Below are 18,061 nucleotides of genomic sequence, written 5' to 3' on the forward strand. Positions count from 1 at the left end.
GTCAGCGCCTGTCGAGGGGGAGCAGCGGCACGGTCGCGTCCGACCCGTACGTCGTCCCGGCGTCGGGCGTTCCGGCGGTGGGCCCGGAGGTGGGGCCCGCGGCGGCGGTACGGCTCAGCTCCTCGCCACGGCTCAGTGCCTCGCCCTCGATGTCGACGTTCGGCAGCACGCGGTCCAGGATACGGGGCAGCCACCAGGCCCGGTCGCGGAGCAGCGCCAGCACGGCGGGCGCGATCGCCATGCGGACGACGAAGGCGTCGAACGCGACGGCGGACGCCAGGCCGACGCCCATCGTCTGGATCGTCGGGCTGCTCATCCCGATGAACCCGGCGAACACGCTGACCATGATCACCGCCGCCGCGGCCACCACCCGCCCGCTGTGCCGGAAGCCGCTGACGACTGCCTCCTCGGGGGTCGCGCCGTGCACGTACGTCTCCCGCATGCGCGTCAGCAGGAACACCTCGTAGTCCATCGCGAGGCCGAAGACGATGCCGATGACCAGGATCGGCATCAGCGACATCACCGGGCCGGTCTGCTCGATCCCGACCAGGTCCGCCGCCCAGCCCCACTGGAAGACCGCGACGAGCACGCCGAACGCGGCACCCACCGACAGCAGGAAGCCGAGCGCGGCCTTGACCGGCACCAGTACGGAGCGGAAGACCGCCGTCAGCAGCAGCACCGCCAGGCCGATGACCACGGTGAGATAGGGGAGCAGGGCGTCGGACATGGCTTCGGAGATGTCGATGTTCATCGCGGTGGTGCCGGTCACCAGGACGGTGGCGCCGGTGTCGGCCTCGACGCGGGGGACGGTGTCCCGCAGCGCGTTCACCAGGTCCTTCGTCTCGCCGCTGTTCGGCGCGGTCTCCGGTACGGCGGTGAGCAGGGCGGTGTCCCCGCTGCGGCTGACGGTGGGTTCGCCGACGGACGCGACGCCGTCCACACCCCGTACCGTCTCGGCGACCCGGTCCGCGGCGCCACGCGCGCCGCCGGACCTCGGCGTGTCCACGACCACGGTCAGGGGGCCGTTGAAGCCGGGCCCGAAACCGTCCGACAGCAGGTCGTACGCGCGCCGCTGCGTCGTCTCGGTCGACTTGGACTCGTCGCCGGGCAGGCCGAGTTCGAGGCTGAGGGCCGGTACGGCGACGGCGCCGAGGCCGAGTCCGGCGGCCAGCAGCACGGGCACCGGGCGGCGCAGCACGAACCGCGCCCAGCGGACGGCGAGCCCCGGCCGTTCCACCCCGGTACCGGCACCGGTCCCCGGCGCGCGGTGCTGGGGCGGGACGCCGCGCCGGGTGCCCTTCCGCTCGGCGCGGGACAGCACCCGCGGGCCGAGGAAGCCGAACAGCGCGGGCACCAGCGTCAGCGCGACGAGCACGGCGAGACCCACGGCGCCCGCCCCGCCCAGACCGATCCGGGTCAGCTCCGGGATGCCGACGACGCCGAGCCCGACGAGGGCGATGAAGACGGTGGCCCCGGCGAAGACGACCGCCGACCCGGCGGTGCCCACCGCGTGCCCCGCGGCCTCCTCCGGGGCGCGGCCACGGGCGCGTTCGTCGCGGTAGCGGGAGGTGATGAAGAGGGCGTAGTCGATGCCGACGGCCAGGCCCAGCATCAGCGCCAGGATCGCGACCGTGGACGTCAGACCCAGCGGCACCGCCAGCGCGGTGACCAGGCCGAACGCGATGGCGACCCCGACGAGCGCGGTGAGCAGCGACAGCCCGGCCGCCGCCAGCGACCCGAGGGCGACGACCAGCACCACGGCGGCCACGGCCACGCCGACGATCTCCGTCGTACCGCCCGGCTCCTCCTCCACGTCCAGCGCCGAGCCGCCGACCTCGGCGGTGAGCCCCGTGTCGCGGGCCCGCTCGGCGGCCCGTTCCAGGGCGGACTTGGTGGGCGCGGTCAGGTCGGCGGTGTCGGCGTCGTAGGTGACCGTGGAGTACGCGACGGTGCCGTCCGCGCTGACGGCGTCCGTCTCGTACGGGTCGGTGACCGACGCGACCTGCCCGCCGCCCTCCAGCGAGCCGAGCGCGCCCCGTACGGCGGCCCGGTGCTCGCCCGCCGTCACCCGCTGCCCGTCGGGGGCGCGGAACACCAGACGGGCCTCGGCGCCCTGCGAGTTGGCCTCCGGGAAGCGCGCGTCGAGCAGGTCGAACGCCCGCTGCGACTCGGTGCCCGGCATGGCGAGGTCCTCCTCCTCCCCGGCGGGCGCCGTCGCGGCCGCGACGACCGCCAGCACCAGCGCGCCGAGCCACAGGCTGCCCACGAGGCGGCGACGGCGGAAGGCCCACCGTCCGATCCGGTAGAGGTACGTAGCCACCTGTCGATCACTCCAGACGCCGATGGGGAAGGGGGGGGGAGCGCGTGGTTCCCGCGCGGTCTCCCACACTTCCGTCCGGCACCCCGCAGGGCATCGTGCGCAGCCGCCGACCCGCTCTGGTGCGCCCGTACCAGCCGCCCGCGCCACCTGGTGCGTACGCACCAGAGGGGCACGCGTACGGGACCGGCGGCCGTACGGGGCCGGGCCCGTACGCCCGCCGGTACGCTTCCCGGGTGACGGAGCGCAGCGGGCGGCAGGACGGGCGGCGGCCCGCGAACGACGGGCCGCGCGCCGCCGCGCGCAACCGCGCCGCGCTGGTCGCCGCCGCCCGCGAGGTCTTCGCGGAACAGGGCCTGGCGGCCCCGCTGTCCGCGATCGCCCGCCGCGCCGGGGTCGGACAGGGCGTCCTCTACCGGCACTTCCCGGACCGCGCCGCCGCCGTCGCCGCCGTCCTGGAGGGGAACGTACGGCAGATCGAGCGGGCGGCCGACGAGGCGGACGCGACGTTCGCCGGCGTCCTCGGTGTGCTGACCTGGCACCTGACCGAGTCGGCGGGTTTCATCGGCCTGTTGGCCGCCGAGCGCCCGGGGGACCGTTCCGGCATCCGCGCGCACTCCCTCGCCCTCTCCGTACGGGTGCAACGCGCCCTGCGCAGGCACCTGCCCGACGCGCACCCGCTGAGCGGCGGGGAAGACCTGGGGCTGTCGGTCGCCATGGTGTCCGCCGCCGTCATCGGCGCCACCCGCGAGGAACGGGAGCACCGGGCGCTGGCCGCCTGGCGGCTGCTCGGCGTCGAGGTGGGCCCGGTGCGGGCGTGCGAGGGGCCCGAGGAGCACGACGTCTGAGGGTGGGGGCGGGTCAGCCGCCGTTGGACTGGCGGGTGCCCTCGGCGAGCGCGTCGAAGGCGTACAGGTAGCCGCCGGACGGGCCGCTCACCGTCACGTACGCCCGGGTGCCGCCGGGCGTGATCGCCACGTTCGTCGCGGACTCCAACCCCTTGGTGCCCGCCGGGAGTTCGACGGTCGCCAACCGCTTCCCGTACGGGTCGTACACGGCCATCGCCGCCCGCCCGTGCAGCCCCTGGTAGAGGTTGCCGTCCGCGTCCACGGCGATCGAGTCGGTCTGCGCGACGCCGCCGTCCACGCGGATCGCGGTGTGCCGGGAGGTGACGGCGCCCTTGTCGTCCAGCCGCAGGTACGAGACGCGGTTCTCGGTGAGTTCGCTGAACCACAGCCCGCGGTGGTCCGCGTCGAACGAGACGCCGTTCGGCGCCGCCAGCTCCCCGGCCAGCACGTCGGCCTGTTCGCCCGCGCGGTCGATCCGTACCACCCGCCCGTGCGCCTCGCCCTCGGACAGGCCGCGTGAGTCGCTGACGTAGAGGTTCCCGTCGCGGTCGAAGGCGATGTCGTCGGGGTTCATCCGCGCCCCGTCGACCTCGCCGGAGAAGAAGGTGCGCCGGTCGTCGCCGCCGGGCGCCAGGCTGACGATCTCGCCGTGCGCGAAGTCGCTCAGGTAGAGGCGTCCGTCGTACGGGCTGAACTGCGCCGACGTGTACGCCCCGCGGTCGTCCGTGTGGACCGCGCGGGACGTCCGCCGGTCCACGTCGACCCGCAGCACCTTGGGGGCGCCCGCGGGCGCGGTGACGTCCACGACGTACAGGCCGCCGTCCCGGCCGAACGTGGGTCCCTCCAGCAGCGTCATCCCGGTCGCCCCGTGCGGCCGGGTGAGCCGCATGACCCGCTCGGCCCGGAGCGTACGGGCGGCGGGCCCGGCCGCCGCCGTGTCGCCCGGCCCGGCGTGCGGCGCCGGGGCGTCCGCCGTCGCGGCGCGCTCCGTTCCGCAGCCGGTGAGGGTCAGGGCACCGAGCACCGCGAGGACGGCGAGGGGGCGGGCGGGGGGTCGCTGCATGGGGGGTCTCGCTCTCTTCGTACGCCCGGGGGTCGAGGGCCGGGCGTCGTACGCGGGTGGTCGGGGACCAACCGGACAGTGCTGTCCGGTAGTTGCTACCGTAGCCGACGGCCGCCGCCTCCGGGCGGCCCCACCGCCAGGAACGAGGCCCCGCATGACCACCCCCCGCACCCCGGAGCAGCCCGTGCGCACCACCCCGGACCCCCGTACGCCGGACCCGGCTCCCTGTACGCCCGACCCCGACGCGCTCGCCGCGCTGCGCCGCCGCTACCGGCACGAGCGGGAGCGCCGCGTACGGCCCGACGGGGCGGCCCAGTACCGGGACGCCGACGCCGGGTTCGGCTACTGGGCCGCCGACCCGTACACCGACGGGCCGCACGAACGCGCGCCCCTGCGCGACACCGTCGACGTCGCCGTCGTCGGCGGCGGGTTCGGCGGCATCCTCGCCGGGGCGCGCCTGCGGCAGCGCGGCGTCGCGCGCGTCCGCGTCATGGAGCGGGGCGGCGACTTCGGCGGCACCTGGTACTGGAACCGCTACCCGGGCGTCCACTGCGACATCGAGTCGCACGTCTACCTGCCGCTGCTCGACGAGACCGGCTACGTACCGGAGTGGAAGTACGCCCCCGGTGAGGAGATCCGCCGCCACGCTGTGCGTACGGCGCGGCAGTTCGACCTGTACGCGGACGCGCTGTTCTCCACCGAGGTCACCTCGCTCACCTGGGACGAGGCGTCCGAGACCTGGCTCGTACGCACGGACCGCGACGACGCCTTCCACGCCACGTACGTCGTCAACGCCACCGGCACCCTCACCGACCCGAAGCTGCCCGGCATCCCCGGCATCGAGGACTTCAAGGGCCACACGTTCCACACCTCCCGCTGGGACTACGCGTACACCGGCGGCACCCCCGAGGGCGGCATGACCGGCCTCGCGGACAAGCGCGTCGGCATCGTCGGCACGGGCGCCACCGGCGTCCAGGCCATCCCGATGCTGGCCCGCGACGCCGCGCACCTCTACGTCTTCCAACGCACGCCCTCCACCGTGGACGTACGCGGCAACCGCCGTACGACCGCCGCCGACGTCGGCGCCGACCGCGCGGGCTGGGCCCGGCGGCGGCGCGAGAACTACCTGCGGATCGTGTCCGGCGAGGACGTCGACGAGGACCTGGTGGCCGACCGGTGGACCGCGTCCGCGGGCCTGTTGGAGAAGCTGACGAGCTTCCGGCGCCCCGGCGGCGGTACGGGCTCCGCCGCGGCGGACCGGGCCGCATTCGAGGCGGCGTACGAGGCGGCCGACGCCGCCAAGATGGACGAACTGCGCGCCCGCGTCGCCCGTACCGTCACGGACGCGGGGACGGCGGAGCGGCTCCAGCCCTGGTACCGCTACGCCTGCAAGCGCCCCACCTTCTCCGACCTGTACTACCCGGCGTTCAACCGCGACAACGTGACCCTGGTCGACACCGCCGACACCCACGGCATCGAGCACGTCACCGCGCACGGCGTCACCGTCGGCGGCACCACGTACGCCCTGGACTGCCTGATCTTCGCCACCGGCTTCAACGTCGGCCGCTCCGGCCTCACTTCGGGACGCCTCCCCGTACGCGGCCGGGACGGCGTCCTGCTGCGGGACCGGTGGGCCGCGCGCGGACCGCGTACGCTGCACGGCCTCACCAGCCACGGCTTCCCCAACCTCATCCAGCTCGGCCCGCTCCAGAACGCCAGCAGCGTCAACTTCACCCACGTCCTGGACGAACAGGCCGTGCACGCCGCCGCCCTCGTCGCCGCCGCCGAGGCCGCGGACGCCCTGGTGGAACCGGCGCCGGAGGCGGAGGAGGCGTGGCTCGCCGTCCTGGCCGAGGACGCCCCCGACCACGAGTGGTTCCACGCCGAGTGCACCCCGGGCTACTACAACGCCGAGGGCCGGGGCCGCCCGAACGGCCCGACCTCGTACCCGCACGGCGCGGTCGCCTTCCACCGGCTCCTGGCGCGCTGGCGCGAGGAGTCCGTCACCGAGGCCCTCCACCCGCGCACGCACCCCCGCCCGACCTGACGCGGGCCGGGGGCCGGGCGCTGTGGCTGTGGCTGTGGCTGTGGCGAGACGGTGACGGACGGGAGGGCAACCCCCGGGGGGCCTCGGCCATCTCTGTCACCGAACCCGTTCCTGAACGCGAAGGAAATTGTGCATGAATGACGTGAAGAGCACGGCCGACGCCGACGGGCCGCAGCCCCGGCCCCGTCGTACGCGCCCCTCCCGCAGGACGGCCGCCCGTGCCGCGCTGCTGCTGACGGCGGGCGGTCTGACGGCGGGGATGCTGGCCGCGCAGACGGTGTACGCCGCGCCGGAGAAGCCGCGGCCCGCCGCGGAGGGGACCGCCGGGCAGCAGGCGGCGAAGAAGGCCGCGCACGAGGCCGACGCCTCCGAGGACCTCAACGGCGACGGCTACGCGGACCTCGTCAGCGGTGCCCCCGGCGCCACCGTCGGCGGCAAGTCGGCCGCGGGCTACGTGGTCGTCACGTACGGCTCCGCCGACGGCCTCGACGCCTCCCGCAAGCAGCTGGTGAGCCGCGCGACCAGCGGTGTGCCCGGATCGCCCGCCGCCAAGCAGCAGTTCGGCGCGTCCTTCAGCAAGGGCGACCTGGACGGCGACGGCTACGGCGACCTGGTCGTCGGCTCCGAGGACCCCGCGTCGGGGAGCGTCGTCCTGTGGGGCTCCGCCGACGGGCTGGTGGGCAGCACGGCCGTCGCGAAGTACGGTACGACGCCGCAGATCGGTGACTTCGACGGCGACGGACAGGCCGACCTCGCGCTCCTCGGCGACCCGGGCCCGAGCGGCGACGACCCCGTCGCGCAGCCCGCGGCGCTGTGGAAGGGCCCGCTCACGCGGTCCGGTACGCCCGCCGGGAAGCTGGACTTCCTCGCCCCGGCCGGGCAGGACGGCGACCAGAACACCGGCACCTCGATCAGCGGCCCGTCCTCGGCCCGCGCGGTGGGCGACGTCAACGGCGACGGTACGCAGGACCTCGCGTTCTGGTCGTACGAGGGCGACGGCGTGTACCGCAGCGACGCGCTCCTGGGCGGTCCCGACGGCTTCACCGTCTCGCGGGGCCCCGACCGGGGCGGCGCCGACATGGACCTGGGCGACGTCGACGGCGACGGCCACGACGACCTGGTGGTGAGCGGCGGCAGCGACCTGTACGACGAGGTGGTGGTCGTCTTCGGTACGGAGGACGGGCTGTCCGCCGACCGTCGGCAGAAGTTCGACCAGAGCATCGACGGGTTCCCCGGCGAGCCGCCGTCGGACGGCGAGATGCTCGGCTCGTGCGTCGCGGTCGCGGACGTGACCGGTGACGGCAAGGCGGAGGTCGCGCTCGGCATCAGCTGGAAGGACGTCGGGACCAAGACCGACGCGGGCGCGATCGCGCTGCTGCACGGTACGGAGTCCGGCGTGACCGGCGCGGGCAGCCAGGTGCTGCACCAGGACACCACGGGCGTGCCCGGAGTCGCGGAGGAGGGCGACGAGTTCGGCGCGGGCTGCGTCCTCGCGGACGTCGACGGCGACGGCCACCGCGACCTCCAGGCCTCCTCCACGGAGGAGAACGAGGGCTCCGGCGCGGTCTGGTCGCTGCGCGGCACCGACACGGGGCTGACGACCGACGGCGCCACGTCGTTCGGCCCGAGCGACCTCGGCACCCCGGTGACGAAGGCGCGGCTCGGCAGCCTGCTGCGCTGAGTCCGGCACCCGCGCGGACCGGCACCGTACGCGGACCGGGCCCGTACGCGGCGAGGAGCGCCCCGCACCCGCGGGACGCTCCTCGCCCGTCGTACCGTCGCCCACGCGCCCAGCCCGGCGCCCCGGCGTCGTTCCGGTCCGGTCACCGCGGTCCGGTCACCGCGGCCCGGGTCACTCCGGCCGTGGCTGCGCCAACGCCAGCTGCGACGCCAGCAGATGGGCGTCCAGCATGGCCGGGTCCACCGTACGTTCGGCCCGCGCGTACCCGGCGAGCATCCGCTTGGTGAGGACCAGCGCCTCCGGCGGGCGCCGCAGCAGCGGCCGCGTCCACGCCTCCACCGCGTCGTCCAACCGCTCCAGCGGCGCCGTCTCGTGCAGGACGCCCATCCGCAGCGCGGTCTCCGCGTCGAACGGGCGGCAGGTGAGCATCAGTTCGCGGATGCGCGCGACGCCCGCCTCCGACACGAGGCGGCCCATGGCACCGCCCCAGGCGGGCGGCAGCCCCAACCCCACCTCCGGCATGCGGAACTGGCAGGTGTCGGCGCCCACCCGCAGGTCGCAGTACGAGGCGAGGGCCAGCCCCGCACCCACGGTCCGGCCGTGCAGCCGGGCGATGGTGACGGCGTGCGTGCTCTCCAGCGCCTGGCACAGGCGGTGCGCCTTGTCCGCGAGGTGCCGCAGGGCCGCACCCGTGGGGTCCTTGGCGACGGCTTCCTGGTACTCGGTGCGGTCGGCGCCCAGGCAGAAGTCCTTGCCGTCCGAGGAGAGGACGAGGACGCGGATCTCGGGGTGCCCGTCGAGGGTGCCGAGCAGGCCGAGGAGGGAGTCGATCGCGGCGTTGCCGAGGGCGTCGTCGCGCCGCGAGGGGTTGAGCCGTACGTGGAGCAGCGCGCCGTCCTGCTCGACGCCGAGGTCCTCGTACGGGAAGGGGGACGGGAAGACGGGTGGTTGCTCGTTCATGCGAGGGCGACGTCCAGGTTCATCAGACGCCGGAACGCCACGCGGGGAGCCATGGTCGGCCGGCGTACCAGGGTGAGGCGGGGCAGGCGCCTGGTCAGCTCGCGCAGGAGCGTCTGCGCTTCCAGGCGGGCGAGCGGTGCACCGAGGCAGTAGTGGATACCGCCGCTGAAGGCGAGGTGCGTGGGTCTGCGGGAGACGTGGAACCGCTCCGGCTCGGCGTACTTGTCCGGGTCGTGGTGCGCGGCGCCGACCATCAGGTGGACCATCTCGTCCGCCCGGAACGAGGTGCCCGACAGTTCGCAGTCCGTGGCGGCGACCCGGCTGATGACGTGCACGGGGGAGTCGTAGCGCAGGGTCTCCTCGACGAACGAGGGGATCTGGTCGGGGACTTCGGCGACCTGCTGCCACCGGTCCGGTTCCTCGACGAGCCGGAGGGCCATCAGGGAGAGCAGCGTCGAGGTGGTCTCCAGCGCGGCCAGGAGGGCGAACAGGGCGACGTAGTAGGCGCCTTCGTCGGCCTTCTCCCGGTCCGGCTCCAGGTCGTCCCACTTCCGCGTCCACTGCGAGACAGGGTCGTCACCCGGCTGTCTACGGCGATCCCGTACCAACTCCAGGAAGTACGCCCTGAGTTGCGCCATCGCCGTATCCGAGCGGGCCAACTGGCTGGCCGCGGGCAGCAGTTCCTGCGTGAACACCTGCTCGTGGGTCAACTCCCGCAGGTACGGCCAGTCCGCGGCCGGTATGGAGAGCCAGCTGCCTATCGTGGCGACCGGCAGCTCCTCGCTCACCAGCTCGACAAAGTCCGCCGTCCCGTCGTCCCGCAGCCGCCCGGCCAGCGAGTCGCAGAGCCGCTCGACCGTACCGTCCACCGTGGCGCTGAGGCCCTGTATGGTCCCGCGGTCGAAGCTGCCGGTGACCCGCCGGGCCCGGGTGTGCTCCGGGGGGTTGAGCGCGGGCAGGGTGCTGCTGATCTCGCGCGCCGAGGAGGCGTTCCAGCGTGTCCGCGCACCCTGCTTCTCGCGCCACCGTTTGTCCGGTTCCAGCCAGTCACCACTCCGTAATATCCGGTCGCACAGCTCGAAGCTGGTGACGAGATGCCCTCCCCACGGGGCCGGAGCGACCCCGCCCCGTGCCCTGAGCTGCTGGTAGATCGGGTACGGGTCCTTCTGCCCCTCCGCGGTGCGGAGGCGGGAGAAGAGGGAGAGGGTGGCCCGGCGGTCCGTGGTGAGGGTCGGCGTTTCGGTCACGATGACGGCTCCTTGCTTGGCACAGCCGTCATGCGTACCCCTCGGATGATTGAAACATCCAGTATCACGGTGACTCGCCGTGTAACGTACGTCACTCGCCTCTCGTCCACGCCAGGAAGCGGCTGAACAGGCCCCCCTTGGGCTGCGACGGGGCCGGACGGGCCGCGTGCGACACCGGGCGGGACCGTTCCCCGCCGCCGGCCGCCTTCGGGACGGGCTGCGTGGCCGAGGCACCCGAACCGGGCGCCGCCATGGGCTTCATGACGCGCGGCGTGAAGCCGACCGGGATGGCCGCCAGGGACCGACTCCACGGCGCGGGCACCCAGTTCAGCTCCTTGAACGGGACGCGCAGCTCGATGTCCGGCAGCCGGTTCAGCAAGGACTCCACCGCGGTCACCGAGATGATGAAGGCCGGGTCCTTCGCCGGGCACGCGTGCGGCCCGGCGCCGAACGCCAGATGCGCCTTCGCGCTCAGCTGCTCGCGGTGCTCCGTCAGCTTCGGGTCGGTGTTGGCGGCGGCGAACGAGATCAGCACCGGGTCGTTCGCCCGCAGCGTGCGACCCGCCAACTCGACGTCGTGCGTGGGGTAGTGGGCCGCGTAGTTGGCGATCGGCGCGTAGTTCCACAGGGCCTGCGCCGTCGCGTCCTCCACGGGCAGCTTCGCCTGCTGCTCGTCGCTGAGGTAGAGGGCGCTGCTGGTGCCGATCACGGCGGTCAGCGGCGCGGTCCCGCCGGACAGCAGCGTGACGAGCTGGTGCAGGACCTCCTCGTCCGTCAGGTTCGCGGAGTGCTGCATCAGACGGGTCGTCAGGTCCTGACCCGGACTGCGGTGCTTGAGGGCGATCAGCTCCGACAGGGCGCCGCCCAGGATCTCGTCGGCGCCGGGCGTGCCCTCGAAGATGCCGCTGATCCCGGTGATGACCCGGTCACCGATCTCCGGGGGGCAGCCGAACAGGTCGCTGAACACCAGCAGCGGCAACGGCATCGCGTAGTCGGCCATCAGCTCCGCCTGGCCGTGGGAGCCCGGGCTGAACTGGCTGATCAGGTAGTCGGCGGACTGCTGGGTCTGCCGTACGAGCTGCATCTCGTTGACCGTGGCGAGGCTGTCCGTGACCGCCTGCCGCAGCCGGGCGTGTGCCGCCCCGTCGCTGAACAGCGCGTTGGGGCGGTAGCCCATCATGGGCAGGGCCGGGCTGTCGGCCGGGACCCGGCCCTCGTTCAACGCGTTCCAGCGGCGCGAGTCCCGGACGAACGAGACCGGGTTCTGGAGGATGTGGAGGCTCGCGTCGTAGCTGGTGATCAGCTCGACCTCCACACCCGGAGCGATGTCCACCGGTGCGCTGGGGCCCAGCGTCCGCAGGTAGGCGTAGTGGCCCTCCGGGTCCGACCCGAAGTCGGGCCCGAACAACTGGACGTTGTTGTGTGCGGGGCAGCCGGTGGTTTCACCGTCGGCGCTGGAATGCTGCTGCATTGCCGTCGCTCCTAGTTCAGTATGGACATCAAGTGCTTGACGAGGGTGATGAGTGCTTGCGCGGAGGACTGCTCGTCGCGTACGTCGCAGTGCACGACGGGGGTCTCGTCCGAGAGGTTCAGGGCTTCGCGTACCTCGTCGAGCGGGTAGTCGGTCGTCCCGTCGAACCGGTTGACGCCGATCGTGTACGTCAGGCCGAAGCGCTCGACCAGGTCCAGGACGGGGAAGCTCTCGTGGAGCCGCGCCGGGTCGACGAGGACGAGCGCGCCCAGCGCGCCCCGGGACAGCCCCTCCCACATCTCCTTGAAACGCTCCTGGCCGGGCGTCCCGAAGAGGTACAGGACCAGCGTCTCGCTGAGAGTCAGCCGACCGAAGTCCATGGCCACGGTGGTGGTCGTCTTGTGCGGGGTGCCGGAGAGGTCGTCGAAGCCCTCGCTGGCCTCGGTGATCTCCTCCTCGGTCTGGAGCGGCTCGATCTCGGAGATGCTGGCGATGCAGGAGGTCTTCCCGACTCCGAAGTGACCCACGATGAGGATCTTCACTGCGTGCGAGACATCTGGATTCAGGTACACGGTCAAGCTCCGAATCGGGTCTTCAGGCCGTCCAGGACGGCCATGAGCACTTCGAGGTCGGTGTGCTCAGCACGCGGAACGGGGTTCCTCACGAGCAGCAGGTTGCGCTCCTCCATCTGGGCCAGCAGGATGCGCACGACGCCCAGGGGCAGGTGCGTGTAGCCCGCGACCTCGGCGACGGACAGGTAGCCGTCGGTGATGACCTCCATCACGGCACGTGCCTCCGGGGAGAGCGTGCGCGCCGAGTGGGCGCCCTTCTGCGCGGTCACCAGGGTGGTGTGCGCGTACTGGTGCTCGGGGGGCAGCGCACGACCACTGGTGATCACGAACAGGGGTACTAAGTCCGAGGTCAGTTCGAGGTCCTGCTCCGGATCGTTAGGCATCGCCGACTCCCTCGCCTCGTACGGCCCCGTCCCGGGTCAGAGCAGGCGCGATCTCGTGCAGGCGGTTGGCGAACTCCTCGATGTCGCAGTCGTGTTCGGCCGCCGCCGTGAGGAACGCACGCTTTCCCGCCGCGATCAGGAAGATCCAACCGTGTGCGAACTCGATGACGGTCTGCCGCCATTCGGTCTCGTCCACGGACCCTATGAAGTGGAACGTGGCGCGGCTGTAGGCGTGGATGCCCGTCATGGCCGCGGAGATCGTGTCCGCCAGGTCCCGGCTGATGCCCGAACTCGCCCCGCGCGGCAGCCCCTCGGCGCCGAGCAGCAGGGCGTGGCTGGCGCCGGGCACCTCGGAGATCACCCGGTCCAGCTCGGGCAGGACGAGCCCCGACCCGCTCGGCCCGGTGCCGTACGACGCCTTCGCGTGCCCGGTCCGCTCCTTGGCGTTGACCCGGGCGTGCGAGACGAGGTTGTCGCCCAGCCGCGCCACCAGACGGTGCATCCGGAACGAGATCTGCTGCATGTCCACGTCGGGCTCAGCGGCGGCGGCCAGATAGGCGCCCTGCCCCGCCCCGATGAGGAACACCCAGCCGTGGGCGAACTCGATGATGGTCTGGTTCCACTGCCGGTCCTCCGCGTCGCCCGCGAAGTGGGCGGTGGCCCGGCTCAGCGACTGCATGCCGGACATGGCGGCGGAGATCGTGCGCGCGTCCTGCTCGGTGAGACCGTCCGTGGCGCCGCGGAGTATGCCGTCCGCGGACAGCAGCACGGCGTGCCGGGCGCGCGGGACGTTGTGGACGATGTCCTTGAGCATCCACGACAGATCGTCAGTGGTCATGCGTCTTCGGTCCCTTCTTCCGGGGAGGGGACGTCCAGGTTGCGGCCGGAGAGCGTGCCGCGTTGCAGGGCGCCGAGGCTGCCGCCGGACCGGCGCTGGAGCGGCGGGGTACCCGCCTGCTGCCCGCCGGGCTGGCCACCGTACTGACCGCCGTACTGGTCACCGGGTTGAGCGGCGTGCTGGCCGCCGTACTGCCCGACGTTGCCGTCCTGGCCGCCGGTGGCGCTCGTCAGGGGCGCCTGCCGCGCCGCCCGCTTCGGGAGGCCGTGCACCGTACGGGACGAGGCGCGCGCCTGGCTCTCGCCGCGGCGGATGTTGATCGGGGCGTTGGCGTCCCGCTCGGGCTCCGGCGCCGGCGTCTCTTCCATGGTCCACAGCTCCTTGGGCAGCAGGACGACAGCACGGACACCGCCGTAGCGGGACACACCGGTCACGTCGACCTTGAATCCGTACTGGCGCGCGATCAGACCGATGACGGGGAACCCGAACTTCGGCTGGTTGCCCAGTTGGGAGAGCCCGGGGACCGCTTCACCGGACAGCAGCGCGACGGCCTTCTGCCGGTCCTCGTCGCTCATGCCGACGCCCGCGTCGTCGATGACGATGCACAGGTTGCCCTGGACGCGCTGGAAGGTGACCTCGATGGGTGCGTCGTGCTGCGAGAAGCTCGCCGCGTTGTCCAGCAGCTCCGCGACCGCGAGGGCCACGGGGGCGACCGCCGACGCCTTGAGCGCCATGCCGCTCTGCTGCACCAGCTCGACCCGCTGGAAGTTGCGGATCTGGCCCTGCGCGCTGCGCACCACGTCGTAGACGCTGGCGGGCTTGTTGCGGCGGCCGAGGGGGGCGCCGCACATCACGGCGATGCCCTGGGCCTTACGGCCCATCTGCGCGTTGGCGTGGTGGACCTCGAGGAGGTCGGACAGCACCGCGTGGCCGCCGTACTTGCGCTGGATGTCGTCGAGGAGCGTGGTCTGCTCCGCGGCGAGGCTCTGGAGGAAGCGGGCCGCGCCCTTGAGGACGGCCTTCGTGCTCTCCTCCGACGCGCGCTCGGCCTCCCGGATGGCGGTGACCTGCTGCTGCCGGAACCGCTCCAACGCGGCCTGTGCCGAGTCCAGTTGGCCTTGCGTCAGGTTCAGTCGCTGGGTCAGGGCGTGCTCGGCTTCTCCCTTCTTCGTCTCCAGGGCTCTGTTGCGGGCGACAAGGGCCGCGGCTACGGCAATGGCTATCGCCAAGGCCGCGACCAGGCACCACATCAGCACATCTAGGGACATGAAAACCTTCCCTGGCGCGTAGTAGGCAGCGGCCGCCGACCCATCTCGCTGAAATCCGTGGTGAAGCCACCAGAAAGGCACGGACATTGCCACACGGGTGAGCAGGCTGACCCAGAGCGCCCAACCATCAAAGTGGATCAAGGCCGAGGACGCCGAAATGCTATCACCGCATATGCACGGCGACGCCTCTCTCCGGACGGACTAAACCCTGTCTCCGCGAGTTCCGCAAGCCGGAGTTGACGGGGTGTTCGACGGGTCGCACGCGGGGCGCCCGGATGGTCCGCGCAGGTCCGGTACGGACCCCCGTACGGCATCTACGACCCCCCGTCGACGCCCGGAACGTGCCCGGATGCGCGGGCGAAATGCCTGGTCAGTGAAGGCCGTTCCGCTCTCCACCCGATACGGGTCGCCGTGGTCGGGCAAGGGGCGCCGCCGGCGCGGGAGTTCGCAGGTGAGGCGGGCGACGGTGGTGCGCGGAGGGCCGTACGGCGTCGCGTTCGGGATTCCGCTTCCGCGTAGTGGCCGGTGACGAACGGGGTGGAACCGGTCGGTCCGGACGCCTTCCTGACGCGAACGCGCGGGCCGGTGAGGCCCGTTCTGCTACCGTGCCCCCGCACTTCGGGCGACGACGGGTCGGAAAGGCGCCTACGGGCGTCCTGTCGGCGGGCGCCGACTCGTGGGGTGCCCGGTCGACGCGCGTTCACCGGTGACGATCCCTCCGTCCAGGACGGTCAGCCGGAGTTCGCGGAGATTTCTGATGTCCGTGGTCGGATCCGCGCCCAACAACAGCAGATCCGCGCGTTTTCCGGGTGCCACCGCGCCGAGGTCCGGCCGTCCCAACTGCCGTGCCGCGCCACTCGTTCCGGCGGCGAGCGACTGCGTCGGAGTCATGCCAGCGGCGACCATCAGCGCGGCCTCGTCCAACGTGTTCGCGCCGAACGTGCCGTGCCCGGTGAACGAGTCGCTGCCCAGGGCGACATGGACGCCCGCCGCCGCCAACTTCCGTACGTTCCCCCGTAGATGCGGGTGGTTCGCGTCGTGCGCCCAGAGCGTCGGCACGTACGTCACCCCGCGGTCCCGCAGCAGCGTCACCAGCCCGTCGTCGGTGAGCGGTTCGACCGTGACGCCGTGCTCCAGCCCGTCCGTTCCCGCCTCCACCGCCTCGCGCGCCGCGGCCTGTTGGGTCGTGTGGACCGTCACCCGCAGCCCGCGCTCGTGCCCGGCCTCGACGCCCGCGCGGAGCAGGTCGCGGGGGAGCCGTACGAGCGGGACCGCGTCGGGGAACGGCGGTACCCGCCACACGTACCCCGGCGCGTCCCCGTGCGCGCACGCCCCCTCCGACAGCAGCTTCACCGCGTCCACCCCTTGGTCGGCCAGCCGGTGCACCAGGTCGCGCATCTCCCGTACGCCGTCCACCTCGGCCGCGAACCGTGCGCGCGCCCAGGGGTTGCGGCGGAGGACCGTGGCCGCCGGGTGCCCGTCCCGGCCGGTGATGCCGGGGCCGGTCGCCAGCAGCCGCGGGCCGGGCACGGTTCCGGCGGCGATCCGGGCGCGGGTCCCCAGCACGGCCTCCGCCGGGTCGCCCACCGACCGGACGGTGGTGACGCCGTACCTCGGGAACCGGCCGAGCAGCCCCGGCAGTCGGTCCCGCTCGAACGCGCGCAGCGACGCCTCGTCGGTCACCGCCGCCACGTCGTAGAGGTGGACGTGCGTGTCGATCAGCCCCGGCACCACCCAGCCCCCGGCCGCGTCCACCTCCCGTACGCCGCGCGGTGGTGCCGAGTCAACGGAGACCGCGGAGACGGCCGAGACGTCGGTGCCGCTGACGGCGACGTCGTACAGGCCGGGGAGCGCGGCGCGGCCGTCGAAGACGTGCGCGCGGCCGATGACCAGGTCGGGGGGTGCGGTGGCGGTGGGGTGCACGGGGTGCGCTCCTGGGGGTCGGTGGGTGTGGTGACCGCAACCGCCACTCTGGAGGTGGCAGTACGGGCCGGGGTGGGCCCGGGTCGGGTCGGTGTCGGTACGTGCGGGGTCGGGCTGCCGGGTCAGCGTGCGGTGGCGGGTGGACCCTCGGCGCTGCGCACCCTGCTGAGGAGGGCCGCGACCGTCGTACGGCCGAGCCGTTCCTCCAGGGCCCGTTCCGCCTCGCGGAACTCCGCGTCCAGCAGTGCGCCGATGTGGCGCCCCACCTCGCACGCGTCGCTGGGCGGGTGGGTGTGCCGCGACAGGACCGGGCCGTCCTCGACGGCGGCATAGGCGTCGTACAGCGTGATGTCCCGCGCCGCCCGGCACAGCGACCAGCCGCCGCCCCGGCCCTCGGTGGACCGTACGAGCCCGGCGTCCCGCAGGCGGCCGAGCACGCGTCGCACGAGTACGGGGTTGCCCGCCAGGCTGTCCGCGATCTCCGTCGAGGTGAGGGAGCCGCCGCCGCGGTGCGCGAGCATCGTCAGCGCGTGGATCGCGACCGCGCTCCTGCTGCTGAGCCCCGCCATGTCCCGCTCCCCGCCCATCACTCGCGGTCCCGCACGCCTGTGCCGTGGCCCGCTCCGTGCCGTGGCCCGCACTGTCAACTGCCACGACTGTAGTTGCGGTAAAGTCGACCGTCAACCGTGGCCCGTCGTACCCGCCGAGACCGCGCGGCTCGTCCCTCCGGTCGGACGGTCGGTCGCCACGGCTCCTGGAATGCTGTGTCCGGGCTTCCTCAATATCTGGTGCGGCGGAATGAGTATGTGACGGGGAATGCTTGCAGATTTGTTTCCGCGGCGCTTGGAGCCGCCACATTCGTTGAACGCGTACTGCTTCGCCGTGCTACTGTCGCTCCTGGTTGCAGTTGTGGTTCCCAAAACTTCGGGATTCTCGGTCGGCTTCGTGCCGCCGAAGTATTCCCGGCGATTCCGGTATCTGGTGGTCGGGGTAATCATCGCGGCGACGCGACATCCGCACGGTGCGGATGTCGGTGCAATGCCCCGAAGGAGAATGACATGAGTGCTGGTACCGTGAAGTGGTTCAATTCGGAAAAGGGCTTCGGCTTCATCGAGCAGGACGGTGGCGGCCCCGACGTGTTCGCCCACTACTCGAACATCTCCGCTCAGGGCTTCCGCGAGCTGCTCGAAGGTCAGAAGGTGACCTTCGACATCGCGCAGGGCCAGAAGGGCCCGACGGCCGAGAACATCGTTCCCGCCTGAATCGACTGACGCGCAGCTGGGGCCCGCATCCTACGGGGTGCGGGCCCCAGCTGCGTTCCGCTCGCGCGGCGCTCCCCCGCGGGGCGGTTCCGCGTGGTCGGCGTTGCCGCGACATCTGCCCCGGAGCAGGTGCGCGAACCTCCTCCGTGTGAAGAACGGTCCTCGGAAACTTCTGCGTACC

15 protein-coding genes are annotated in these 18,061 nt (G+C 72.7%); 4 read left to right on the forward strand and 11 right to left on the reverse strand.

The genetic code is table 11. From position 1 onward, the window contains the following. Nucleotide 1 precedes the first annotated feature (1 nt). On the reverse strand, nt 2-2,320 hold the full coding sequence (locus D7M15_RS19525) for an MMPL family transporter (RefSeq protein ID WP_121518696.1): 2,319 nt from the start codon (nt 2,318-2,320) through the stop codon (nt 2-4). Nucleotides 2,321-2,553: 233 nt separating this feature from the next. Between D7M15_RS19525 and D7M15_RS19530 the strand changes: the two genes are divergently transcribed. Beyond that, the gene (locus tag D7M15_RS19530; protein WP_121518697.1) at nt 2,554-3,165 is read left to right on the forward strand and encodes a helix-turn-helix domain-containing protein; all 612 of its coding nucleotides are present in this window, start codon (nt 2,554-2,556) and stop codon (nt 3,163-3,165) included. A 13-nt stretch (nt 3,166-3,178) separates the two neighbouring features. On the opposite strand, the gene D7M15_RS19535 is transcribed toward D7M15_RS19530, so the two are convergent. Then, complete coding sequence (locus D7M15_RS19535; protein ID WP_121518698.1) at nt 3,179-4,228, reverse strand: SMP-30/gluconolactonase/LRE family protein; 1,050 nt, start codon at nt 4,226-4,228, stop codon at nt 3,179-3,181. A gap of 154 nt (nt 4,229-4,382) precedes the next feature. Here D7M15_RS19535 and D7M15_RS19540 point away from each other — a divergent pair, with 154 nt between their 5' ends. Both D7M15_RS19540 and D7M15_RS19545 read left to right on the forward strand, forming a co-directional pair. After that, nucleotides 4,383-6,275 (forward strand): NAD(P)/FAD-dependent oxidoreductase, encoded by a 1,893-nt coding sequence (locus D7M15_RS19540; protein WP_121518699.1) that lies wholly within the window; start codon nt 4,383-4,385, stop codon nt 6,273-6,275. Nucleotides 6,276-6,534: 259 nt separating this feature from the next. Then, nucleotides 6,535-7,956: an integrin alpha gene (locus tag D7M15_RS19545; protein ID WP_240649690.1), complete on the forward strand. Its 1,422-nt coding sequence runs from the start codon at nt 6,535-6,537 to the stop codon at nt 7,954-7,956. Between the two features lie 171 nt (nt 7,957-8,127). Here the strand turns inward: D7M15_RS19545 and D7M15_RS19550 are convergent, their stop codons facing one another. From D7M15_RS19550 to D7M15_RS19590, 9 genes are all read right to left on the reverse strand, one after another. Further along, the gene (locus tag D7M15_RS19550; RefSeq protein ID WP_121518701.1) at nt 8,128-8,916 is read right to left on the reverse strand and encodes an enoyl-CoA hydratase/isomerase family protein; all 789 of its coding nucleotides are present in this window, start codon (nt 8,914-8,916) and stop codon (nt 8,128-8,130) included. Further along, nucleotides 8,913-10,166, reverse strand: a complete 1,254-nt coding sequence (locus D7M15_RS19555) for a cytochrome P450 (protein WP_121521048.1) — start codon at nt 10,164-10,166, stop codon at nt 8,913-8,915. Before D7M15_RS19555 ends, D7M15_RS19550 begins: the two co-directional genes overlap by 4 nt. Before the next feature lie 88 nt (nt 10,167-10,254). Next, a complete protein-coding gene (locus tag D7M15_RS19560) occupies nt 10,255-11,634 on the reverse strand; it encodes a cytochrome P450 (protein WP_121518702.1) in 1,380 nt (459 codons plus the stop codon). A gap of 11 nt (nt 11,635-11,645) precedes the next feature. Then, entirely contained in the window at nt 11,646-12,206 is a 561-nt protein-coding gene (locus D7M15_RS19565; protein ID WP_121518703.1) for an ATP/GTP-binding protein, read from the reverse strand. Between the two features lie 2 nt (nt 12,207-12,208). Further along, a complete protein-coding gene (locus tag D7M15_RS19570; protein WP_121518704.1) occupies nt 12,209-12,589 on the reverse strand; it encodes a DUF742 domain-containing protein in 381 nt (126 codons plus the stop codon). After that, nucleotides 12,582-13,403 carry a roadblock/LC7 domain-containing protein gene (locus D7M15_RS19575; protein ID WP_121521050.1) on the reverse strand — a complete coding sequence of 274 codons (822 nt, stop codon included), beginning with the start codon at nt 13,401-13,403 and terminating at the stop codon, nt 12,582-12,584. The genes D7M15_RS19570 and D7M15_RS19575 overlap by 8 nt, the downstream gene beginning before the upstream one ends. 20 nt (nt 13,404-13,423) lie before the next feature. Continuing rightward, the gene (locus D7M15_RS19580; RefSeq protein WP_121518705.1) at nt 13,424-14,695 is read right to left on the reverse strand and encodes an ATP-binding protein; all 1,272 of its coding nucleotides are present in this window, start codon (nt 14,693-14,695) and stop codon (nt 13,424-13,426) included. Nucleotides 14,696-15,340: 645 nt separating this feature from the next. Continuing rightward, nucleotides 15,341-16,618 carry an amidohydrolase family protein gene (locus D7M15_RS19585; RefSeq protein ID WP_121518706.1) on the reverse strand — a complete coding sequence of 426 codons (1,278 nt, stop codon included), beginning with the start codon at nt 16,616-16,618 and terminating at the stop codon, nt 15,341-15,343. 122 nt (nt 16,619-16,740) lie between these two features. Next, complete coding sequence (locus D7M15_RS19590) at nt 16,741-17,187, reverse strand: Rrf2 family transcriptional regulator (RefSeq protein WP_121521052.1); 447 nt, start codon at nt 17,185-17,187, stop codon at nt 16,741-16,743. 489 nt (nt 17,188-17,676) lie between these two features. Here D7M15_RS19590 and D7M15_RS19595 point away from each other — a divergent pair, with 489 nt between their 5' ends. Continuing rightward, nucleotides 17,677-17,880 (forward strand): cold-shock protein, encoded by a 204-nt coding sequence (locus D7M15_RS19595; protein WP_121518707.1) that lies wholly within the window; start codon nt 17,677-17,679, stop codon nt 17,878-17,880. Nucleotides 17,881-18,061: the final 181 nt, after the last annotated feature.

Origin of the sequence: Streptomyces sp. Z26 (genome assembly GCF_003665095.1) — a bacterium.
Taxonomy (GTDB): domain Bacteria; phylum Actinomycetota; class Actinomycetes; order Streptomycetales; family Streptomycetaceae; genus Streptomyces; species Streptomyces phytohabitans.